General features: G+C 46.8%; 15 protein-coding genes. 12 read left to right on the forward strand and 3 right to left on the reverse strand.

Annotated elements, in window-relative coordinates:
• Positions 1-25: 25 nt before the first annotated feature.
• The 7 genes from pilW (at position 26) to der (ending at position 7,907) form a co-directional block, all read left to right on the forward strand.
• Entirely contained in the window at positions 26-814 is a 789-nt protein-coding gene (pilW, locus tag FJD32_RS06630) for a type IV pilus biogenesis/stability protein PilW (RefSeq protein WP_037420698.1), read from the forward strand.
• Positions 811-1,935, forward strand: coding sequence for a RodZ domain-containing protein (locus FJD32_RS06635; RefSeq protein ID WP_140907524.1), 1,125 nt, complete (start codon positions 811-813; stop codon positions 1,933-1,935). Before pilW ends, FJD32_RS06635 begins: the two co-directional genes overlap by 4 nt.
• 42 nt (positions 1,936-1,977) lie before the next feature.
• Positions 1,978-3,093, forward strand: coding sequence for a flavodoxin-dependent (E)-4-hydroxy-3-methylbut-2-enyl-diphosphate synthase (ispG, locus tag FJD32_RS06640; RefSeq protein ID WP_037420691.1), 1,116 nt, complete (start codon positions 1,978-1,980; stop codon positions 3,091-3,093).
• A 158-nt stretch (positions 3,094-3,251) separates the two neighbouring features.
• Positions 3,252-4,529 (forward strand): histidine--tRNA ligase, encoded by a 1,278-nt coding sequence (gene hisS, locus FJD32_RS06645; protein WP_140907525.1) that lies wholly within the window; start codon positions 3,252-3,254, stop codon positions 4,527-4,529.
• A 12-nt stretch (positions 4,530-4,541) separates the two neighbouring features.
• Positions 4,542-5,162 (forward strand): tetratricopeptide repeat protein, encoded by a 621-nt coding sequence (locus FJD32_RS06650; RefSeq protein WP_140907526.1) that lies wholly within the window; start codon positions 4,542-4,544, stop codon positions 5,160-5,162.
• Positions 5,163-5,173: 11 nt separating this feature from the next.
• Positions 5,174-6,361, forward strand: a complete 1,188-nt coding sequence (gene bamB, locus FJD32_RS06655) for an outer membrane protein assembly factor BamB (protein ID WP_140907527.1) — start codon at positions 5,174-5,176, stop codon at positions 6,359-6,361.
• 79 nt (positions 6,362-6,440) lie between these two features.
• Complete coding sequence (gene der, locus FJD32_RS06660; protein WP_037420678.1) at positions 6,441-7,907, forward strand: ribosome biogenesis GTPase Der; 1,467 nt, start codon at positions 6,441-6,443, stop codon at positions 7,905-7,907.
• Positions 7,908-8,036: 129 nt separating this feature from the next.
• On the opposite strand, the gene xseA is transcribed toward der, so the two are convergent.
• Entirely contained in the window at positions 8,037-9,383 is a 1,347-nt protein-coding gene (gene xseA / locus FJD32_RS06665; RefSeq protein WP_140907528.1) for an exodeoxyribonuclease VII large subunit, read from the reverse strand.
• 122 nt (positions 9,384-9,505) lie between these two features.
• Here xseA and guaB point away from each other — a divergent pair, with 122 nt between their 5' ends.
• Both guaB and guaA read left to right on the forward strand, forming a co-directional pair.
• Positions 9,506-10,972: an IMP dehydrogenase gene (guaB, locus tag FJD32_RS06670; protein WP_140907529.1), complete on the forward strand. Its 1,467-nt coding sequence runs from the start codon at positions 9,506-9,508 to the stop codon at positions 10,970-10,972.
• Between the two features lie 116 nt (positions 10,973-11,088).
• On the forward strand, positions 11,089-12,666 hold the full coding sequence (gene guaA / locus FJD32_RS06675; protein WP_140907530.1) for a glutamine-hydrolyzing GMP synthase: 1,578 nt from the start codon (positions 11,089-11,091) through the stop codon (positions 12,664-12,666).
• A gap of 55 nt (positions 12,667-12,721) precedes the next feature.
• On the opposite strand, the gene FJD32_RS06680 is transcribed toward guaA, so the two are convergent.
• The gene (locus FJD32_RS06680; RefSeq protein WP_055647390.1) at positions 12,722-13,360 is read right to left on the reverse strand and encodes a GGDEF domain-containing protein; all 639 of its coding nucleotides are present in this window, start codon (positions 13,358-13,360) and stop codon (positions 12,722-12,724) included.
• Positions 13,361-13,737: 377 nt separating this feature from the next.
• Here FJD32_RS06680 and tadA point away from each other — a divergent pair, with 377 nt between their 5' ends.
• Positions 13,738-14,250: a tRNA adenosine(34) deaminase TadA gene (gene tadA / locus FJD32_RS06685; protein ID WP_082389592.1), complete on the forward strand. Its 513-nt coding sequence runs from the start codon at positions 13,738-13,740 to the stop codon at positions 14,248-14,250.
• A 453-nt stretch (positions 14,251-14,703) separates the two neighbouring features.
• On the opposite strand, the gene mltF is transcribed toward tadA, so the two are convergent.
• Positions 14,704-16,140 carry a membrane-bound lytic murein transglycosylase MltF gene (gene mltF / locus FJD32_RS06690; RefSeq protein WP_037420663.1) on the reverse strand — a complete coding sequence of 479 codons (1,437 nt, stop codon included), beginning with the start codon at positions 16,138-16,140 and terminating at the stop codon, positions 14,704-14,706.
• A gap of 278 nt (positions 16,141-16,418) precedes the next feature.
• On the opposite strand from mltF, the gene purL reads away from it, so the two are divergent.
• Positions 16,419-20,300 carry a phosphoribosylformylglycinamidine synthase gene (gene purL, locus FJD32_RS06695; protein ID WP_140907533.1) on the forward strand — a complete coding sequence of 1,294 codons (3,882 nt, stop codon included), beginning with the start codon at positions 16,419-16,421 and terminating at the stop codon, positions 20,298-20,300.
• A gap of 1,238 nt (positions 20,301-21,538) precedes the next feature.
• Positions 21,539-23,095: a cytochrome ubiquinol oxidase subunit I gene (locus FJD32_RS06700; RefSeq protein WP_037420657.1), complete on the forward strand. Its 1,557-nt coding sequence runs from the start codon at positions 21,539-21,541 to the stop codon at positions 23,093-23,095.
• Positions 23,096-23,097 lie beyond the last annotated feature (2 nt).

Here is a 23,097-nt window from a genome sequence, read left to right on the forward strand (position 1 = left end):
TTTGCACAGATTTATAGGCTTGCCCATGAAGCATGGATTGTCAGGGTTTTCATTAGCAATAGCCCTGTCATTATTAGTGACAGGATGCGTAACTGAGCGTACCTATTCAGGGACTGATATTCCGGTGTCGGAGCGAAAACTGGATAAAGTTGCCGCTGCGCGGGAGCGTATGCAGCTCGGTTTAACCTACCTTAATCGAGGTAACTCGGAACAAGCCAAGTATAATCTTGATAAAGCAATCGAATATGCGCCAGAGCTCGAAGATGTGCATGTGGCAATGGCTTATTACTATCAAACCGTAGGCGATTTAGTACGTACCGAACAGGCGTATCAGGACGCTATCAATACTAAGGACGCCTCTGGCGATTCCATGAATAACTTTGGGGTGTTTTTGTGCCAACAAAAGCAATACGAAAAAGCTGAAAAAATGTTTTTGGCTGCAATAGAAATGCCCAAATATACGCGTACCGCATCCAGTTATGAAAACTTAGGTCTTTGCAGCAGAGACGCGGGACGAGCAGAAAAGGCACGACAGTATTTTCAGATGGCGTTAAAGTATGACCCGAGACGCTCGGTGTCTTTACTGGAGCTGGTTGAGCTTGGGATAGATAAAGGTGATTATGTTGATGCGCGTAACCAGTTAGCGCGTTACCACCAAGTTGCGGCCCAGACTCCAGAGAGTTTAACGCTCGGAATAAAAATTGAGCAGGCGTTGAATGATGATGCTGCCATGAAACGATTTGGCATTTTATTGCTTGCCAAATTCCCAGCATCGCCTCAAGCCAAGCAATATAGAGTTAATTTGCATCAATGAAAGATAACGAAATGAACGCGTCAGTAGAACCAGTGACAACAGAAGAAGCTGAGTCGACGCCTAATGTAACGCTCGGAAGCGTACTCAAAACAGCTCGTGAACAGATGGGCTTGAGCATTGCGGAGACAGCTGTGAAGCTGCATTTGCGGCCTGGTATTGTTGAAAATCTCGAAGCCGATGATTTTTCTAATATTGCCTCATCAACCTACGTACGCGGATACGTTAAAAATTATGCGCGTATGCTGGGGGTCGACAACACGCTCATCGAAGCCTGTCTTGCAAGGCAGGTGCCCTATGTGACACAGCCTGCGATGCAAAGTTTTTCCCGTAAGACCACTTATCAAGCTCGTGACACTAAATTAAAGTGGCTGAGCTTTTTTATTGTCATCGTGTTGCTCGGTCTGTTTGTGCTTTGGTGGATGCAACGAACGACGCTAGTGACTCATGTCGATATTTCAAAACCAACCGCTGAAGAGTTAGCCGCGGCGAATCAAACCTTGCCGGGTGATGTTTTGCTCACCGAAACGGATGCGAGTGCACGTTTGAGTGAGATCGCGGTCAACGGTTCAATGGCGACCGATGGTCCAGTAAAAGATACTGATGCTAGTACTATTGACCCGAATATCAGTGATATGGCGGCAATGGAAGCTGGGCAGGTGTCTGCCAATTCGACAGTCAATGCGAGTGAGCCTAATAATCCCCAAAGTGCATCAGGTGCGGTGCAAACGACAGGGGTGACTGCGCAAAACACGCTTTCTACACAAAATTCTTCTGCAACAAACGCAGCGGCTCAAAATGTACCAACAGCCAGCGCGCCGGTGAACAGTGTCACGCCAGCGGCTTCGAGTGAGCAAACCATGCCTGTGGTTGCTGGACAATCCAATATCAATATTCAACTCACGGGTGATTGCTGGATCAATATTGTCGATGCCAAGGGCAAGGCGATTGTTGACGGGGTCCGAGGTGCTGGCGCAACTATTCAAGCCAGTGGAGTGCCTCCGTTTAAAGTGATCTTAGGCGCGCCGACTGTTGTGTCTAGTTTTACGGTTGATGGTAAAGTCATCAGTCTTGCTGAATTTCCTAAGGGTCGTGTTGCGCGTTTGACTATCCCACAGGCTTAAGTCTCACGCTTAGCGCAGAGTACCGAAAAGAGCGTATTGAGTATGTATAACGAAACACCCATAAAGAGACGTCCTTCAACCCGCATTTATGTGGGCAATGTACCGATTGGTGATGGTGCACCGATTGCAGTGCAGTCAATGACCAACACTAAAACGACTGATGTTGAGGCGACCATTGCCCAAATTCGCGCCTTAGAAAAAGTGGGTGCCGACATTGTGCGTGTCTCTGTGCCGACCATGGACGCGGCCGAAGCTTTTAAAGTGATTAAGCAATCGGTGTCAGTGCCGTTAGTCGCGGATATCCATTTTGATTACCGTATCGCCTTAAAAGTGGCGGAATATGGGGTGGACTGTTTGCGTATCAACCCAGGCAATATCGGTAACGAAGAGCGTATCCGCAGTGTGGTGGAGTGCGCCCGCGATAAAAACATTCCAATTCGTATTGGGGTTAATGGTGGTTCATTAGAGAAAGATCTGATGGACAAATACAAAGAACCTACGCCAGAAGCCCTGCTCGAATCGGCCATGCGCCATGTGGATATTCTCGACCGTTTGAACTTCGACCAATTTAAAGTCAGCGTAAAAGCCTCCGATGTGTTCTTAGCGGTAGAATCCTATCGTTTATTGGCTAAGCAAATTCGCCAGCCATTGCATTTAGGTATTACCGAAGCGGGTGGTGCCCGTGCTGGTGCGGTGAAATCTGCCGTCGGTTTAGGTATGCTGCTTGCCGAGGGCATTGGTGATACGCTGCGTATTTCCTTGGCGGCCGATCCGGTCGAAGAAATCAAAGTCGGCTTTGATATTCTAAAGTCACTGCGTATCCGTAGCCGTGGCATTAACTTTATTGCGTGCCCTTCTTGCTCACGTCAAGAGTTTGATGTGATCAGCACAGTAAACGAGTTAGAACGCCGCCTCGAAGATGTGACGACCGCGATGGATGTGTCGATCATCGGCTGTGTGGTCAATGGCCCAGGTGAAGCCTTAGTGTCGCACATTGGCTTAACGGGTGGACATCGTAAGAGTGGTTACTACGATGAAGGCGAGCGTCAAAAAGAGCGTTTCGACAATGACAACCTAGTCGATTCCCTCGAAGCTAAAATTCGCGCCAAGGCGAGCCAAATGGCTAACCGCATCCAAGTGAAAGACACGACTGAGTAACAACCGCAGCCGAATAACCTCATAGGTTAAGCGTTATAAAAACATTCAAGGCTTGAGCTAGACCTCGAAACTGACGGGGTCATTTTACGTTTAGTGTTGAACAGCCTATAATGCCTGACATTTTTTATTAATTTAGCGAAATCGGACGAGTCGATACAGTGGCAAAACAGATCCAAGCGATTCGCGGAATGAATGACATTCTGCCAACTCAAAGTCCTCTATGGCAAAAAGTGGAAGCGGTACTACGTTCAAGCGTTGCTGCTTATGGTTACAGTGAGATCCGCACTCCAATAGTGGAAAATACCGATCTTTTTAAACGCTCTATCGGTGAAGTGACTGATATTGTTGAAAAAGAAATGTATACCTTCGAAGATCGTAATGGTGATAGCCTAACGTTACGCCCCGAAGGTACTGCCTCAACCGTGCGTGCGGGTAACGAGCATGGTCTGCTCTATAACCAAGAGCAACGTCTGTGGTATTTGGGCCCCATGTTTCGTCATGAACGTCCACAAAAAGGCCGTTACCGCCAATTCCATCAATTTGGTGTTGAAGTCTACGGTATTGGTAGCGCTGATATCGACGCCGAAGTGTTGATGTTATCTGCCCGTCTATGGGAAAAGCTCGGCATTAGCGAGCATGTGACGCTTGAGCTGAACACCTTAGGCGATCCTGCCGAGCGCGCCGCTTACCGTGAAGCCTTGATTGCCTTTTTAGAGCAACATAAGGACAAACTAGACGAAGATAGCCAGCGCCGTATGTACAGCAATCCGCTGCGCGTATTGGACTCAAAAGATCCCCAAGTGCAAAGCATTTTAGGTGATGCGCCTGCGCTGATGGATTACTTAGGCGAAGAATCCTCACAACATTTTGCACAATTGCGTGAACTCCTCGACGCGGTTGGCATCCAATACCGAGTTAACCCGCGCTTAGTCCGTGGTCTGGATTACTACAATCGCACGGTTTTTGAATGGGTTACCAATAGCTTAGGCTCTCAAGGCACAGTACTTGCGGGCGGTCGCTACGATGGTTTAGTTGCGCAGCTGGGTGGTAAAGAAACGCCAGCAGTGGGTTTTGCGATGGGATTAGAGCGCATCGTTTTACTGCTTGAAACCTTAGAGCTGACTCAAGATATCCCAGCGGCTGTTGATGTGTATGTCGCGGCGATGGGGGATAGCTGTTTGGTTGAAGCCATTAAAGTGGCGCAGGAGTTACGCTCAGCGTTGCCCACACTGCGAGTGATGAGTCACTGCGGTGGTGGTAACTTCAAGAAGCAAATTAAGCGTGCCGATAAAAGCGGCGCTCAAGTAGCCTTACTGATTGGCGAAGAAGAACTCGCCGAAGGTGTGGTTACCGTAAAATACTTACGCAATGACAACGAACAACAACGGGTCGCTCGAAATGCATTAAACGCATTTTTAGCTGAACTTAGCAAATAAGGGGACGTGCGCGTGGAAATTTATAGCACAGAAGAACAACAAGTTGATGCTATCAAACAGTTCTGGAAAGACTATGGAACCTCGATTGTTATCGGGGCGGTCGTTGGTTTAGGCGGCCTGTACGGTTGGAACACTTATTCCGACATGAAAATCGTGAAGGCCGAAGAAGCATCACAGGCGTTCCAAACCTTAACCACCAAATCAAGCGACGAAGCGGCCATGATTGCTGGCGTGGCTGAGTTTTCGAAAAATTACGACCAAAAGGGCTATCAATCACTGCTAGACCTGATCGTTGCGAAAACGGCGGTGGAAGCGAAAGATTTTCCTAAGGCCGAAGAAGCACTGAAGAAAGTGATTGCTGCGAAACCAGGCGCCGGATTAGACACTATTGCAACATTGCGTTTAGCGCGTATTCAGGCTGAACAAGGTCAAGTTGACACTGCGTTAGCCACACTAGAGCAAGTGACTGATAAAGCCTTTTTAGCACAACGTGAAGAACTGAAAGGTGACTTCTTTGTTCGTCAAGGCCAAGCTGATAAAGCGAAAACTGCTTATCAGGCAGCAATGGATAACGGTGGTGTTGTGACCAGCCCTGCACTTAAAATCAAACTTGATAACTTAAATCAAGCATAAGGGATCCCTTGATGAAGTCTTGGTGCAAGAACCTGCTAGCCGCTGGGTTAAGCCTAGCCATGTTATCCGCCTGTTCTTCTAGTGATGTAGAAGAAGAACCGGTAAGTGAGTTAACTGCGATTCAGGCGACAGTATTTCCTGAAGTAAGTTGGAGCGCCTCTGTAGGTGATGGTGTTGGTGATTATTACTCTCGCCTTACCCCTGCAGTTCGTTATGGTAAAATTTTTGCGGCCGACCGTTATGGTGAAGTCGTTGCTTTTGATGAAGCAACGGGTGAACAGGTTTGGAAAAAAGATTTTAGTGAAGAGTTCCGTGATAACGCCTTAGCCAAAAACAAAGGTGCACGTTTGGCCGCTGGTGTAACAGCGGCACGCAATAAGCTCTTTATCGGCGGTGAGAGTGGCCTTTTGGCTGCGCTGAATGCAGAAGACGGCCAAGTATTATGGCATGTGATTGCTGGTGGCGAATTGTTATCTAAGCCAACCGTGGCTGACGACGTTGTGGTGGTGAGCACCAGTTCAGGTTCATTTGAAGCCTATAACGTTGATACTGGCGCAAAACTGTGGGTTTATAACATGCAGTTGCCTAACCTGACGCTCCGGGGAACGGGTTCAGCAGCTTATGAAGCGGGTGGTTTCTTTATTGGTACCGCCGATGGCAAAGTGGCTGTTGTCGTCAAAAACAACGGTCAAGCTGCGTGGGAGCAAGCCATCTATAATCCTACAGGTGGCAATGAGTTTACCCGTATGGCCGATGTGGATATAACACCGTTGATCCTTGGTGATAATTTATATGCGGTGAGCTACAACGGTAACTTGGTGTCGATGGAACTGCGCACCGGACGGATTATTTGGACTCGTAAGTACTCAAGCTTCAATGAGTTAGCTACGGCGGGTTTAAGTTTGTTCTTGGTTGATGACCATAGTCGTATCTATTCAGTGGATAGACGTAACGGTTTAGAGTTGTGGAGCAACTCTGAGTTGGTCAATCGCACACTCACTTCACCAGAGGTATATAAAGACTATTTGGTCGTGGGTGATTTTGAAGGTTATCTGCACTTTATCGACCGTAGCACAGGCAGTATTGTCGGTCGTATCCAAGTGGACAGCTCTGGATTATTCAGCCAGCCATTAGTGGTGGATGATAAAATCTACGTGCAAGGTCGCAGCGGAAAGTTAGCTGTTGTAACACTTCCTTAGTTAAAAGTGTTATCCTTGTAGAGCCCCTGGAAGTGTGTTCCGGGGGCTTTTTATTGAAAAGTTTTTTAGAGGCGAAATCATGATCCCTGTAGTGGCCCTTGTTGGTCGGCCGAACGTCGGTAAATCCACCTTATTTAATCGCCTTACGCGTACGCGTGATGCGCTGGTTGCTGACTTTCCTGGCCTAACACGTGACCGTAAATATGGTCGAGCATTCTTATCCGGCTATGAGTTTATCGTGGTGGATACCGGCGGTATCGACGGCACTGAAGAGGGGATCGAAACTAAGATGGCCGAGCAGTCCCTTGCCGCTATCGAAGAAGCCGATGTTGTCTTATTTATGACCGATGCGCGTGCTGGGTTAACCGCTGCGGATTTGTCTATCGCTCAGCATTTACGTAGCCGCCAAAAAACCACCTTTGTGGTGGCTAACAAGATTGACGGTATTGATGCCGACTCGGCCTGCGCCGAATTTTGGTCTTTGGGTTTAGGTGAAGTCTATCAAATGGCTGCCGCCCAAGGCCGCGGTGTAACCAATATGATTGAGTACGCCTTAACTCCTTACGCTGAAGCCATGGGCATTGAGCGCCAAGGCGAAGAGGAAGAAGTTGACGAGCGTCAGTACACTGAAGAAGAAGCTGAGGCTGAGCAAAAGCGTCTGCAGGACTTACCGATCAAACTCGCCATCATCGGTAAACCTAACGTGGGTAAATCGACTCTAACCAACCGTATCTTAGGTGAAGAGCGTGTGGTGGTTTACGATGAACCTGGCACCACTCGCGACAGTATTTACATTCCGATGGAACGCGATGGTCGCGAATACGTGATTATCGATACTGCTGGTGTACGTCGCCGCAGTAAAGTCCATGAAGTGATTGAAAAGTTCTCGGTGATTAAAACCTTGAAAGCGGTTGAAGATGCTAACGTGGTGTTACTTATCATCGACGCCCGTGAAGGCGTTGCCGAACAAGATCTTGGCCTATTAGGGTTTGCCCTAAACGCAGGCCGTGCGTTAGTGATTGCCGTTAACAAGTGGGATGGCATCGACCAAGGCATTAAAGACCGTGTTAAGAGTGAACTCGACCGTCGTTTAGGCTTTATTGACTTTGCCCGTATTCACTTTATTTCGGCGCTGCATGGCACGGGTGTTGGCCATCTGTTTGAGTCGATTGAAGAAGCTTACGACAGTGCGACTCGCCGCGTGAGCACCTCAATGCTGACCCGCATTATGCAAATGTCGCAAGATGACCATCAGCCACCATTGGTGAACGGTCGCCGCGTGAAACTGAAATACGCCCACGCCGGTGGTTATAACCCGCCAATCGTGGTTATTCACGGTAACCAAGTCAGCAAGCTACCGGATTCTTACAAGCGCTACATGATGAACTACTTCCGCCGTTCATTAAAAGTGGTTGGTACGCCAATCCAACTGCGTTTCCAAGAGGGTGATAACCCGTTTGAAAACAAAGTGGAAAAGCTGACCATGAGCCAAGAGCGTCGCCGTAAACGTGCCTTGAGTCATATTAAAGACCGCAAGGCAAAATAAGACTCAAACGAAAAACCGAGTCATTTATTTAAGTGAATCAATAGAAAAGGAACCCTAGGGTTCCTTTTTTTTTTGTTCAATTGAGTGGAATTATTGGGGTGTTTGACTGGGTATCAGTCAAGTTGTGCATTATTCCCCTTGAATAACCTCGGTGACGGTAGAAACGACTTGTCCGTGCAATAGGCGGGTATGCATACTATCACCAACGTTTAGCAGGGCTGCATTCTCTATTACTTGATGATTTGCATCTGTTGTGATGCTATAGCCGCGACTTAAGGTGGCTAATGGACTGACAGTTTCCAGTTGATGGGCGGCATATTTAATTCGCTGCTCGCTTTGATTGAGTGTATCTTGCATTGCGTCCCGCAAACGCGTTGCTAAATAGCTCAAACGATTGGCCTCAAGTGCGAGTTTATGTTTTGGTGATTGTTGCTCGAGGCGACTTGCCAGTTGCTGCTGACGGCGACTTAAGCCATGCAGTTTGTTAGAAAGTGCGGCTTCGAGCCGTAATTGCATCTCATCGAAACGCTGCTCAAATTGCTGTAAGGTGCGTTTAGGGTCTAAGCGTTGCAGTCTGTGCTCGAGCAAACTTAAGCGTCTCTCTTGCTTGAGTTGATAGTGGCTTGCGCTTTGTTTAAGGCGGGCAAGTACTGTGGCTAAACGTTGGCTTTTATTGTCACTGTCCTGTGAGAGCAGCTCTGCGCCTGCTGAGGGCGTGGGGGCACGCACATCGGCGACATAGTCGCTTATTGTGGTATCGACTTCATGGCCCACGGCACTCACTATGGGCAGTGCGCTGTTATAAATGGTATGGGCGAGCGCTTCGCTGTTAAAACACCATAAATCTTCTAACGAGCCACCGCCGCGGGTAAGTAGTAATACATCCACCTCAAGCCGTTGATTGGCGATATTTATCGCTTGGCAGATATTCATATCCGCATTTTCACCCTGTACTTGTGTCGGATAAATAATCACTTCAATCGATGGGTCACGGCGGGCAAGCACATGCAAGACATCACGGATCGCCGCGCCCGTGGGGGAGGTGATCACCCCGATGCGTTGAATATTTTTCGGAAGCTGGCGTTTAGTGTCGGCGGCAAATAATCCCTGCGCGGCGAGCTTCATTTTCAACGCTTCAAATTGTTGTGCCAGTAAGCCGTCTCCTGCGGGGAGCATTGACTCAATCAATAATTGATAGTCGCCCCTAGGCTCGTAAACACTAATCGCACCTTTTACGATCACCTGCTGGCCATTCACAGGTTTAAAGCTCACGCTTTGGTTGCGTCCCTTAAACATGGCGCAGCGAATTTGTGAATAATGATCTTTAAGGGTTAAATACCAATGGCCTGAACTGGGGGCTGAAAAGTTGGAAATTTCCCCATTTAGCCAGATCTTACCCAGTTGTCCCTCAAGAATTTGCCTGACTTCACCATTGAGGCGTGAGACGGTATAAATATTATTTTTAGGGACTTGCATGTGTTTTCTCGCGCAAATGGGATTTTTTCACTATTTTCCATTTACCGCTCCCTAGATGCAAGGTATAATCCCGCCGCAATATTTCACCTCTAAAATCCTACTCAACTGGGGAGATGTTGCCTATGCTACGTTTAATTAAAGAAGCGCTAACTTTTGACGATGTGTTACTTGTTCCTGCGCATTCTACTGTACTCCCAAATACCGCCATTCTTAAAACTCGCCTGACCAATACCATTGAACTGAATATTCCGCTTGTGTCTGCCGCTATGGACACTGTGACCGAAGCGCGTCTTGCTATCGCCATGGCACAGGAAGGTGGCTTAGGTTTTATTCATAAAAACATGAGCATAGAAAAGCAGGCCGAAGAAGTTCGTAAAGTTAAAATTTACGAAGCAGGTGTAGTTCAACAACCTGTAACGGTAACGCCTTCAACCACACTTGCCGATCTTAAAGTGCTGACCGCTAAGAATGGTTTTGCGGGTTATCCTGTAGTCAACGACGCCAATGAGCTGATCGGTATTATCACTGGCCGTGACGTACGTTTCGTGACTGACTGGAGCAAAACCGTAGAAGAAGTGATGACGCCTAAAGCGCGTTTAGTCACGGTTGCCGAAGGCACTAAGTTAGATGAAGTGCAAAAATTAATGCACTCTCACCGTATCGAAAAAGTATTAGTTGTTGATGATAACTTCAAGCTGAAAGGCTTAATCACAGTTAAAGACTTCGAGAAAGCCGAGCGTAAACCTAACGCCTGTAAAGATGAGCTAGGTCGTTTACGTGTGGGCGCAGCCGTTGGTGCGGGTGCGGGTAACGAAGAGCGTGTCGATGCGCTGGTGAAAGCCGGTGTCGACGTGCTACTGATTGACTCTTCCCATGGCCATTCTGAAGGCGTACTCCAACGTATCCGTGAAACCCGCGCTAAATACCCAGATTTACAAATTATCGGTGGTAACGTGGCGACAGCGGAAGGCGCATTGGCCTTAGTTGAAGCCGGCGTTAACGCAGTTAAAGTCGGTATTGGCCCTGGTTCTATCTGTACCACACGTATCGTGACGGGTGTGGGCGTGCCACAAATTACTGCGGTTTCTGATGCGGCCGAAGCCGTAAAAGGATTAGGTATCCCTGTTATCGCCGACGGCGGTGTGCGTTTCTCTGGCGACTTAGCCAAAGCGTTAGCGGCGGGTGCATCATGCATTATGGCGGGCTCAATGTTCGCAGGTACTGATGAAGCGCCGGGCGAAACCGAGCTTTATCAAGGCCGTGCCTATAAGTCATACCGCGGTATGGGTTCTTTAGGCGCCATGTCTCAAGGTTCTTCCGATCGTTATTTCCAATCTGACAATGCTGCTGACAAGCTTGTGCCAGAAGGCATTGAAGGCCGTGTACCTTACAAAGGTAAGCTGAAGGAAATCATCCATCAGCATATGGGTGGTTTACGTTCATGCATGGGTTTAACAGGCTGTGCCACTATCCAAGAGCTGAATGAAAAAGCCCAGTTTGTGAAAGTTACTTCAGCGGGCATGGGCGAGTCCCACGTGCACGATGTGACTATCACTAAAGAAGCGCCGAACTACCGTTCAGGTTCTTAAGCGTTTGTAATACCGGGGCGGCAGTTAGCCGCCCCGGTATTAAGATCCGTATGCCCTCAAGATTGCACCTCTCGTCTTGAGCTAAGTTAAAACAATAGATGAAATAAAGGTTATCCATGAGCGATATTCATGAGCATAAGATACTGATCCTCGATTTTGGATCTCAGTACACCCAACTGATTGCCCGTCGTATCCGTGAAATTGGTGTTTACTGTGAGTTATGGGCATGGGATGTGACAGAAGCCCAAATTCGTGAGTTTGCCCCGAACGGCATTATCCTCGCGGGCGGCCCTGAAAGCGTGACTGCGGATAACTCTCCCCGCGCACCTGAATATGTGTTTAATGCTGGCGTACCTGTTCTTGGTATTTGCTATGGCATGCAAACCATGTCTGAACAGCTTGGCGGTAAAGTGATCCAAGGTGTGGGTGAAGGTGAATTTGGTTATGCCCAAATTGAAATGCTTGCCGAATCTGCCCTGTTTAAAGGTATTGAAGATGCCGTTAGCAGCGATGGCATGTCTCTGCTGGATGTATGGATGAGCCATGGCGATAAAGTGTCGGCCATTCCTGAAGGCTTTGTGGCCGTAGCGAAAACCGATACTTGTCCATTTGCGGCCATGTCTTGTGAGGAAAAACGTTTCTACGGTGTGCAGTTCCACCCTGAAGTAACCCATACCCGTCAAGGTATGCGTATGCTGTCGCACTTTGCCTTAGATATCTGTGGTTGTGCGGCCAACTGGAAACCTTCTTCAATCATCGAAGACGCTATTGAACGCTTAAAAAAGCAAGTAGGTGACGATGAAGTGATTTTAGGTCTGTCTGGCGGTGTGGATTCATCTGTCGTGGCCATGCTGCTGCACCGCGCAATTGGTAAGAAGCTGACCTGCGTATTCGTTGATAACGGCTTACTGCGTTTGAACGAAGCCAAGCAAGTGATGGAAATGTTTGGCGACCACTTCGGTCTCAATATTGTCCATGTGGATGCGGAAAACCGCTTCCTTGACGCGCTGAAAGGCGAAGCCGATCCAGAAGCGAAACGTAAAATCATCGGCCGTGTATTCGTTGAAATTTTCGACGAAGAAGCCAAGAAATGCGTTAACGCTAAATGGTTAGCCCAAGGCACTATCTATCCAGACGTGATTGAATCTGCAGGTAGCGCAACTGGTAAAGCACACGTGATCAAATCGCACCATAACGTTGGCGGTTTGCCAGATGATATGGAGCTAGGTCTGGTTGAGCCACTGCGTGAACTCTTTAAAGATGAAGTGCGTAAGATTGGTCTCGAGTTAGGTCTGCCATACAACATGCTTTATCGCCATCCGTTCCCAGGCCCAGGCTTAGGTGTACGAGTACTTGGCGAAGTGAAGAAAGAATACTGTGATTTGCTGCGCCGCGCTGATGCGATTTTCATCGAAGAGCTGCACAAGGCTGATCTTTATAACAAAGTCAGCCAAGCTTTTACCGTGTTCTTACCGGTTCGCTCTGTCGGTGTAATGGGCGATGGCCGTAAATACGATTGGGTGGTGTCACTGCGTGCCGTTGAAACCATTGATTTTATGACCGCGCACTGGGCACATCTGCCATATGATTTCCTTGGCCGCGTATCAAACCGCATCATCAATGAAATCGACGGTATTTCCCGCGTAGTTTACGATATTTCAGGTAAGCCACCAGCGACTATCGAATGGGAATAATTGCTTGTCTTGATGACATGTGAATTAACGAAAGGCGCCAAGAGCGCCTTTTTTATTATTCCAGCTCGTCAGCGCTGACTATGCGGTTTCGTCCCAGATGTTTGGCTTGGTATAATGCTTTATCCGCAAGATTGATGACTTCATCTCGGTTTTGATTGTTAGCGCTGACATGTGCAATGCCAATACTGACGGTGAGCTGTAATACATGTTTTTCAACCGTAAAATAAGTTTTTTCTATTAATGCTCTTATTTTTTCGGCGATGATCTTAGCCGTGTCGGTATTACAATTGTTGATTTCAATTAGAAATTCTTCACCACCCCAACGGGCAACTCGGTCTTCTTTTCGTAAACATTGCCTGATGTAGTCAGCGACTTGAGTAAGCACTTCATCACCAGCAGAATGACCATAAGTATCATTAATTTGTTTAAAGTAATCGATATCGAGCATTAAGTACGAATTGACTTCAGTCTTGGTTGGTTTATTCGATGTTTGGTTAAAGCTACGTCGATTTAATAGTCCCGTTAATGGGTCTGTATTCGCCGCAATATCAAGTATTTGAGTTCGGATTATCTGCTGTTGGATCAATTTATATAAGCCGAACCAAGCGTATATTATTCCTAGGTTAAAAAGTAAATCTTCAACTTCTTGATAGTAATGATCTTCTAATGAGGCTACCTCATCCAAGATATTCATATTGTTTCCAAAAAATAAACAGCCACAACCAGTCAATAACCAAAAGTAGATTTGGTTGCAACGCCGGATATGGGCAATATAGAACATCATAAATAACCATATAACAGTGCGTAGCAGTTCAAGATTGAGCTCATAATAATTAATCTCAGCTTTGAGAGGTTTGCCATATAGCATGGCGAACGAAAAGCTCATACTAATCATAAGAATGAAGAACTGCCAAATGTATCGAGTCATTTGAATATTCGTATCAGTTCAGGATGTTAGGTCAAGTATAGTATGGCGATAGTTTTGTGCATCAGATTAGCTATCGCCATGAATTATCAATATATTGCTGATATAATCTGTCATTATTTAAGCTTGATAAATTGAGTACGTGAGTGGATACAAATCAACAAGATGAACATTGGATGCGGATCGCGATGGCCATGGCCGAGAAGGCCGAGGCTGAAGGCGAGGTGCCAGTGGGGGCGGTGTTAGTGAAGGATGGCCAGCAAATTGCGGCTGGGTATAACTTGTCTATCAGTCAGCATGATCCTTGTGCCCATGCTGAGATCCTCTGTTTGCGCGCCGCTGGGCAAACCGTTGAAAACTATCGGCTCCTTGATGCGACCTTATATGTGACCCTCGAGCCTTGTGCCATGTGTGCAGGCGCTATGGTGCATAGCCGTATTGCTAGAGTAGTATTTGGGGCTCGGGATGAAAAAACTGGCGCCGCGGGCACAGTGCTTAATCTCTTGCAACATCCCGTTTTTAATCATCAAGTTGAGGTAACATCTGGCGTGTTAGCGCAGGATTGTGCCGACCAATTGAGCCGCTTTTTTAAACGTCGTCGGGAGGAAAAGAAGGCTTTAAAACAGGCTCAAAAGGCGCAGCAGGAGAGGATTTCTTAAGGACTAAATTGAGTTATTGTTTTGATTTAGTCTTGCGCTTGCAGAAAGGTAAAAAACAGTTTGTGACGATTCAGCACTCGGCGATGGCGAATTTTAAGTAAAGTACGACGGCGAGACGCATTGTTATTGATGGTTTTTCTTCTCATATAGACCCCATTTCAATCTTGTTATTGTTTAAGTTAAGGCTACTTTGCTTGGGTTACCATTTTGGTTGAGAGACAATGGTTAACGCGGCAATCATTTTTGTCTTTATTTGTCATTACGACAGTATCAGTAGAGATCTCATGCGGCAATCCCCCCAGGATGCATCTGCTCTATAAAGCAGCATTTTTACCTCAAAGTGGCTTCACTTTAGCGTGTATTCACTTAATCTAAGATTAAAAGCTAAGGCTTATTCTGTTGGCGTTTCAACACTGTGGCGTAACTCAAACTATTTGGCAGATATTTGTTGGGCTACTTTGGCTTATCAGGGCTTAAGGTGCCAGATACTGGTGCGGGTGTATCTTCTGAAGCGAGATCGCTGGGTTCGACGTCATCACTATTTTGCTGTTGAGACTGATTATCGACCCAGACTAAGGTGTCGTAGTAGCGACGAATGCTATCCACATAATGCACGGCTTCACTACCGCGGGCATAACCGTAGCGGGTCTTTTGGTAGTATTTGCGCTTTTGCAGCAGTGGTAACACCTTTTTAAGATCTCGCCACGCGTTGGGATTTAACTCCATAGATTCAGCAAGTTTACGGGCGTCTTCCACATGGGCATAACCGATATTGTAAGATGCCAGTGCAAACCACATGCGTTGACTCTCGGGAATCGACTCGGGTAAACGGTTGATCATATCCCGTAAATAGGCGGCGCCGCCGCGGATACTTTCTTCCGCATCGAGTCGGTTGGTGATGCCAATTTCTTTGGCGGTCGGTTGTGTCAACATCATCATACCGCGCACGCCAGTCGGTGAGCGGGCATTGGGATTCCAATGGGACTCTTGATAACTGGTTGCTGCTAATTTTCGCCAATCTAAGTCACCGGCGTGGGTTTCAAATAACTGGCGGTAGCGTGGTAACACAGTTTCGATGGCGCGTAGGAAGGCGCGGGTGTCGATATAATCGAAACGTTTAACATGGCCAAAATATTTTTCGTTTAGATGATCGAGTGTGCCAGCTAATTTCTCTTGGTGCCAAAATGCTAGCAGTTGACTCATCAAACCATCGCTATGATTGGCGGGTAATAACCAGACTACATCGAGCTTCTCTTCAAGTACTAATCCAGCGCGGAGATCGGGTAAGTAGCGGCGGTTTATTTGTACGCTACTGGAGTCGGCTATGGTGTAGTCAATTTCTTTATTGGCGATCATTGCCAGCAGTTCTTCGCTGTCTTTATCTGTCACTTGATCCCATACCAGCGTCGGATGGCGTTTCTGCAATTGAGTCAAGGTTTCGACAAATGCTGAGTCGGCAATAACAGTAATTTTACCTTTTAAATCAGTAATATCTTTTGGGGTAGGCATACCTTCACGGTAAACCAATACTTGATTAACCCGATAAAGTGGCGGGCCTAAACGGAATTGCTCGCGCCGTGTTGGGGTTTCTGTCATCCCTGCGGCGATGATATCTATCTCGTTTTTTTTCAGTGCTTCATAGAGCTCTACACGACTGGTATAGGGCACCATTTTTAAGGGAACATCGAGGTATTCGGCAAAGAGCACGGCCATATCATAATCGAAACCGCTGTTGCCTTGGCCCGAGGTCATATAAATTTGTGGGCCATAGAGCGTGCCGACTCTTAATTCGGTGAGTTTATGGGGGACGTATTCTGTTTCTTCCACGGTAACTTGCTGACAGGCAGTCAGTAAGAAACCCAAGATAGTCAAGAACAGAAATCGAGCCATTAAGTACACTTTATTAAATAAAATCAAAAAGATGAATAGTAGAAGGTCAGTGAGGTAACTAAGATAAACTAGCTGACGTTGCTGTGATTATATCCGTTTGTCACCGATTACGTAAAAAAATCGTATCGAATGGGGTGCGAACCAAGAAAAAAGGTTTGCTTTTTATCTTATAGGAAACACTGTTTTGCGTAAGGTCACAGGTGATTTGTGACAGACATTTCCCTATAATAGCGCCATCTCTGACCCCTGCAATTATAAATATAAGGTGAATTGACGTGATGGAGATCATCCGCGGAGCCCCAGCACTCTCGACGTTTAGAGTGCAAAAGCTAATGGAGGCCTGCGTAAACGCTGCGCTTCCGGTACGCCAAATCTATGCTGAGTATGTTCATTTAGCGGATTTGAGCGAGTTGCTTGAGACCAATGAGCGCAAGCAACTTGAAAAAATTCTCACCTATGGACCTGCTATCGAAGCCCATACCCCCCAAGGTTCACTCCTGTTTGTTACTCCCCGCCCCGGCACAATTTCCCCATGGTCTTCAAAAGCTACTGATATCGCCCACAATTGTGGTCTAGGTAAGGTAAAGCGTTTGGAACGTGGTGTTGCCTATTATGTGGAGTCAGACACTTTGACTGCCGAGCAGCAACAAACCCTTAAAGGGTTATTGCACGACCGTATGGTTGAAGTGGTTCTGGACGATTTTGCAAAGGCCGATGTGCTGTTTAAACGCACTGAACCGGCGCCTTTCAAGAGTGTGAACGTGTTGGCTGAAGGTCGCCGAGCCCTTGAAGTGGCCAACGTCGAAATGGGTCTGGCGCTTGCTGAAGATGAAATCGATTATTTAGTCGAAAACTTTGTCCGTTTGAACCGCAATCCAAATGATATCGAACTGATGATGTTTGCTCAGGCTAACTCTGAGCACTGCCGTCACAAGATTTTTAACGCAGATTGGACAATTGATGGTGAGGCGCAGCCTAAGTCTCTGTTCAAAATGATTAAAAATACCTTTGAAACCACACCCGACCACGTGTTATCTGCCTATAAAGATAATGCTGCTGTGATGGAAGGTTCGGTTGCGGGACGTTTCTTCCCCGATCCAAACGGTGTTTATAGCTATCACACTGAACCAATGCACGTACTGATGAAAGTGGAAACCCACAACCATCCTACGGCAATCAGTCCATACCCTGGTGCGGCGACGGGTTCAGGTGGTGAGATCCGCGATGAAGGTGCAACCGGTCGTGGCTCTAAACCTAAAGCGGGTTTAACTGGCTTTAGCGTATCGAATTTAAAAATCCCAGGTTTTGTTCAACCCTGGGAAGGTAATTATGGTAAGCCGGATCGCATCGTTAGCGCTCTGGATATTATGACCGAAGGCCCATTAGGCGGCGCCGCGTTTAACAACGAGTTTGGTCGTCCAGCCCTGTTAGGTTACTTCCGTACCTATGAGCAAGAAGTCTCTAGCCACAATGGCGTAGAAGTGCGTGGTTATCATAAGCCTATTATGTTAGCGGGTGGTTTAGGTAATATTCGCGAAGAGCATGTACAAAAAGGCGAAATCACCGTCGGTGCTAAGCTGATCGTACTCGGTGGCCCTGCGATGAACATCGGTCTTGGCGGCGGCGCGGCTTCTTCGATGGCGTCAGGTCAATCGAGCGAAGATTTAGACTTTGCATCAGTACAGCGTGAAAACCCAGAAATGGAACGCCGCTGTCAGGAAGTGATCGACCGCTGCTGGCAGTTAGGCGATAAAAACCCAATCCAATTTATCCACGATGTGGGCGCGGGTGGTTTATCTAACGCTTTCCCTGAGTTAGTGAATGATGGCGGCCGTGGTGGTATCTTCAATCTGCGCAACGTGCCATCGGACGAGCCGGGCATGAGCCCGCTGGAGATCTGGTGTAACGAATCGCAGGAACGTTATGTATTATCAGTTGCCGCGGCAGACTTACCGTTATTTACGGCAATTTGTGAGCGTGAGCGCGCGCCGTTTGCGGTAGTGGGTGAGGCGACACAAGAGAAACATTTAACCCTAGCCGATAGCCATTTTGATAATAATCCCATCGATTTACCACTCGAAGTGTTATTAGGTAAAGCGCCTAAGATGAGCCGCGATGTGGTATCTGCCAAAGCGGTATCACCAGCGCTTAAACAAGACAACATTGATGTTAAAGATGCGGTTAAGCGTGTATTGAGCTTACCGACTGTCGCTGACAAAACCTTCCTTATCACCATTGGCGATCGCACGGTAACGGGTCTAGTGAACCGTGACCAAATGGTTGGCCCATGGCAAGTACCCGTTGCAGATTGCGCGGTAACTGCGGCAAGCTTTGATACCTACGCCGGTGAAGCCATGTCACTGGGTGAACGTACGCCGCTGGCACTGCTCGATTTTGGCGCCTCTGCCCGTATGGCGGTGGCCGAATCGATTATGAACATCGCGGGTGCGGATATTGGTTCGTTCAAACGTATCAAACTGTCGGCTAACTGGATGTCGGCCGCAGGTCACCCTGGCGAAGATGCGGGTCTTTATGAAGCGGTTAAGGCCGTCGGTGAAGAGCTGTGTCCAGAACTTAGCCTGACCATTCCTGTCGGTAAAGACTCCATGTCGATGAAAACCGCATGGCAGCAAGATGGTGTGAATAAAACCGTGACATCACCAATGTCATTGGTTATCACGGCCTTTGGTGTGGTGCAGGATATTCGTAACACCGTGACGCCAGAGCTGCGCAGCGATAAAGGTGAAACCTCTTTATTGCTAGTTGACTTAGGCGCTGGTAAAAATCGTTTAGGTGGTTCTTGTTTAGCACAGGTTTACGGTGAGTTAGGCGATATCGCGCCAGACTTAGACGATGCTGCACTGTTACGTGGTTTCTTCGAAACCATGCAAAAGCTAGTGGCTAATAAGTTAGTGATTGCTTACCACGATCGTAGCGACGGTGGTTTATTCACGACCTTGGTGGAAATGGCCTTTGCGGGTAACACTGGCTTAGACATTGATATAGAAGATCTACAGGGCACTGATTTAGAAATACTCTTTAATGAAGAGCTCGGCGCTGTGCTGCAAGTGAGCCGCGATAACGCTGCCAAAATCGCCGCTCAGTTTGCTATCGCAGGCGTTCCTTGCCATGTGATCGGCACATTAGCCGATGATCAACGCATCACCATTAAAGAGGGTGAGCGTGAAGTGTTCAGTGAAACCCGTGTTGCACTGCGCACTGTGTGGTCAGAAACCACTTACCGTATGCAAGCACTGCGTGATAACCCAGCCTGTGCATTAGAAGAATTTAAGCTTAAGCAGGATGAAACTGACTTAGGTTTAACGGTTAAGTTAAGCTTTGACCCAAGTGAAGACGTTGCTGCGCCTTATATCCTTAAAGGTGCTGCACCTAAAATGGCAATCCTGCGTGAGCAGGGCGTAAACTCCCATGTCGAAATGGCTGCTGCGTTTGATCGCGCAGGGTTTGAAAGCCGCGACGTGCATATGTCTGACATTCTGTCAGGCCGCATTAGCCTCGAAGAGTTCCAAGGTCTGGTGGCCTGTGGTGGCTTCTCCTACGGTGACGTATTAGGTGCCGGTGAAGGTTGGGCTAAGTCGATTCTGTTTAACGAGCGTGCTCGCGATGAGTTTTCACGTTTCTTTGAACGTGACTCAAGCTTTGCGCTCGGCGTGTGTAACGGCTGTCAAATGCTGTCAAATCTGAAGGAAATTATTCCTGGTAGCGAGCATTGGCCACGTTTTGTGCGTAACCGTTCAGAGCGTTTTGAAGCACGTTTCAGCTTGGTTGAAGTACAACAAAGTCCGTCATTGTTCTTCCAAGGTATGGCGGGTTCACGCATGCCAATCGCTGTGTCCCACGGTGAAGGTCATGCAGAATTTGCCAGCGCTCAAGCCTTAGCGTTAGCCGAAGCATCAGGCACCATTGCGCTGCGTTTTGTGAATGGTAAAGGCGAGATCGCGACTCAATACCCACAAAACCCGAACGGTTCGCCAAACGGGTTAACCGGTATCTGTACTACTGATGGCCGTGTGACCTTGATGATGCCACACCCTGAGCGTGTATTTAGAACGGTTGCGAACTCGTGGCACCCAGATAACTGGGGTGAAGACAGCCCATGGATGCGGATGTTCCGCAATGCGCGAGTCAACTTAGGCTAAGGTTTTTATTGATAAAACTATCACTTAAGTGACTAAAAAGGAGCGAAAATTTTCGCTCCTTTTTTATATATAAAACGCATCTTTTAAAAAAATAATATATTTTAATATGTTAGCTTTGCATGCGTTTATTCTAATGCAGTCAATTTGAAAAATACCGACTTAATCAGCTAAATACCTCTTAATAAGTAGTTCACACAAGTGAAACAAAACCTTATTGCCATTTTTTAACTGCTTTAATGCCAGCCATCTGCGGACAATAAAAATAAAAAGCCCCCAACTCATCGAGAAGGGGGCTCGTTTTGCGCTAACAAAACTTCAAATCAAATCAGTATTATTTCAGAGTAAGCGGTGAACGATTACAGCTCATGCGCTGTATAAAGTTCAACAAAAACACGCTTATAGCTGTTAACCAGACGTTCAAATAAGTTTGTCATATCTCTTTCTCCACACCAAAGTTAGACCTATGTGCGCGGAGTTGGGCTTGTCTGGGACACTTCACCAGTCGTACCAAACCGTCTCCTTAACACAGGAGATATATTAACCAATCCCATCGTCACTCTCAAACGAGAAAAAATACAATTAATCATTAAAAAAACTAATTAATGTTAGTTGGTTTATTTTTGGGTTAAGCTTTTTTATCTTTTCAAATTATTGTTTATATTGGTTTATTTTGCATATTTTCATTTTTTATGATTATTGTTTTATTAGTGTTAATGTTGTTTTTTATTTGTTTTTTGTTGTTTTTACTGGTTATGGTATGAATTTGTTTTAAAGTGCTTAAAAGTTTATTTTTTAATTCTTTCAATCTTGTTCTCTACTTCATATTTGCTTTCCTGTCAACAGGGTGTCAAAGTGAAGTGTGTGCCCTGCCGCAAAACCCATCTAAACCCCTGAGTTTGATTGATTTGAATCAAAGGCGGGTGGTATAAAATACTCACAAATGAAAGCGATTAAATATCTTAACTATCTGATATTTATATCGATGGGATCATTTGTAGGATTGGGTGGTGAGGTGGAAGTCTCAAAGCCGAGCGATAGTGTGACTAGGGTCTCAGTATGCAAGGAAAAAGGGGATTTTTAGGCCTTGCTGCCTCGATGTAATGAAAAAGATGATATTTAACGGTTTATACTGGCTTCAGCTATAAACACAAAATGAAAACTCACTATCCTACAAAGGCACTTGCTATGAATGGCTCATGTTGTCGTAGCAATTGGACGCACCACGTAAGGAGTCACCGATGATTGTTGAAGAGGTTGTTGAGCTATCGCGGCTACAGTTTGCGCTGACAGCCATGTATCACTTCCTGTTTGTTCCCTTAACCTTGGGGTTGGCATTTTTGCTGGCTATCATGGAATCACTCTATGTGATGACTGATAAACAAATTTATAAAGATATGACTAAGTTCTGGGGTAAGTTGTTTGGTATCAACTTTGCCTTGGGTGTATCAACAGGTTTAGCAATGGAATTCCAGTTTGGTACTAACTGGTCTTACTATTCACACTATGTAGGTGACATCTTTGGTGCACCGCTGGCCATCGAAGGTTTAATGGCATTCTTCTTAGAATCGACCTTCGTAGGTATGTTCTTCTTCGGTTGGGATCGTTTCTCAAAACGTCAACATTTAGCGACAACTTGGTTGGTGGCTTTTGGTTCCAACTTCTCCGCTCTGTGGATTCTGGTAGCAAACGGTTGGATGCAAAACCCTGTGGGTAGCGTGTTCAATTACGAAACCATGCGTATGGAAATGACCAGCTTTGCTGATGTTATCTTCAACCCTGTTGCACAGGTGAAGTTTGTTCACACTGTGGCTTCTGGCTATGTAACAGGTGCAATGTTCGTATTAGCGATCAGCTCTTACTACATTCTGAAGAAACGTGACTTACCTTTTGCCCGTCGTTCATTTGCGATTGCCGCCAGCTTTGGTATGGCATCTATCCTGTCTGTTATCGTTTTGGGTGACGAATCAGGTTATAAAGTGGGTGAAGCGCAGCGCGTTAAGTTAGCGGCAATTGAAGCTGAGTGGCATACAGAGCCAGCTCCAGCGGCCTTTACTGCAGTTGGTTTCCCAAATCAAGAAACCATGCACACCGATTTCGCGGTTAAGATCCCTTACGCTATGGGTATCGTGGCAACACGTTCTTTAGATGAAGAAGTGACTGGTTTACGTGACTTAGTGGCAGAACACGAAGTGCGTATTCGCAACGGTATGAAAGCCTATGAGATGCTGGTGAAACTGCGCGCTGGTGATAAGTCTCCAGAATTACGTGAAGCGTTCGAAGCGGCTAAAGTTGACTTAGGTTACGGCTTACTGCTGAAACGTTACACCGACAACGTAGTTGATGCGACAGAAGAGCAAATCAAAGCGGCTGCAAAGGATTCTATCCCGAACGTGGCACCGATTTTCTGGAGCTTCCGTGTGATGGTTGGCTTAGGCTTTGTGATGTTGATTGTGTTCGCTGCGGCCTTCTGGCAAAGCACACGTCATCAAATCGAAGAGAAGAAATGGGTTCTTAAAGCGGCGCTCTTTAGCTTGCCATTACCTTGGATTGCTATCGAGTGTGGTTGGTTTGTGGCTGAATATGGCCGTCAACCTTGGACCATCTCTGAGGTTCTGCCGACCTTTATGTCTGCCTCGAGTCTAACGACTGGGGATCTGTGGTTCAGTATTATTTCGATTTCACTGTTCTACACTGTGCTGCTGGTGATCGAGATATTCTTGATGCTTAAGTTTGCCCGTCTTGGCCCTAGCAGCTTAAAGACTGGTCGTTATCACTTCGAGAAACTAGAAGCCTAAGC

Origin of the sequence: Shewanella sp. LC6, assembly GCF_006385735.2 — a bacterium.
Taxonomy (GTDB): Bacteria; Pseudomonadota; Gammaproteobacteria; order Enterobacterales; family Shewanellaceae; genus Shewanella; species Shewanella xiamenensis.

Excerpts from the sequence above, each read along its gene's own strand:
- pilW (WP_037420698.1), top strand. The coding sequence starts at position 26 with ATGAAGCATGGATTGTCAGGGTTTTCATTAGCAATAGCCCTGTCATTA.
- FJD32_RS06635 (WP_140907524.1), top strand. The coding sequence starts at position 811 with ATGAAAGATAACGAAATGAACGCGTCAGTAGAACCAGTGACAACAGAA.
- ispG (WP_037420691.1), top strand. The coding sequence starts at position 1,978 with ATGTATAACGAAACACCCATAAAGAGACGTCCTTCAACCCGCATTTAT.
- bamB (WP_140907527.1), top strand. The coding sequence starts at position 5,174 with ATGAAGTCTTGGTGCAAGAACCTGCTAGCCGCTGGGTTAAGCCTAGCC.
- der (WP_037420678.1), top strand. The coding sequence starts at position 6,441 with ATGATCCCTGTAGTGGCCCTTGTTGGTCGGCCGAACGTCGGTAAATCC.
- xseA (WP_140907528.1), bottom strand. The coding sequence starts at position 9,383 with ATGCAAGTCCCTAAAAATAATATTTATACCGTCTCACGCCTCAATGGT.
- guaB (WP_140907529.1), top strand. The coding sequence starts at position 9,506 with ATGCTACGTTTAATTAAAGAAGCGCTAACTTTTGACGATGTGTTACTT.
- guaA (WP_140907530.1), top strand. The coding sequence starts at position 11,089 with ATGAGCGATATTCATGAGCATAAGATACTGATCCTCGATTTTGGATCT.
- FJD32_RS06680 (WP_055647390.1), bottom strand. The coding sequence starts at position 13,360 with ATGAATATCTTGGATGAGGTAGCCTCATTAGAAGATCATTACTATCAA.
- mltF (WP_037420663.1), bottom strand. The coding sequence starts at position 16,140 with ATGGCTCGATTTCTGTTCTTGACTATCTTGGGTTTCTTACTGACTGCC.
- purL (WP_140907533.1), top strand. The coding sequence starts at position 16,419 with ATGGAGATCATCCGCGGAGCCCCAGCACTCTCGACGTTTAGAGTGCAA.
- FJD32_RS06700 (WP_037420657.1), top strand. The coding sequence starts at position 21,539 with ATGATTGTTGAAGAGGTTGTTGAGCTATCGCGGCTACAGTTTGCGCTG.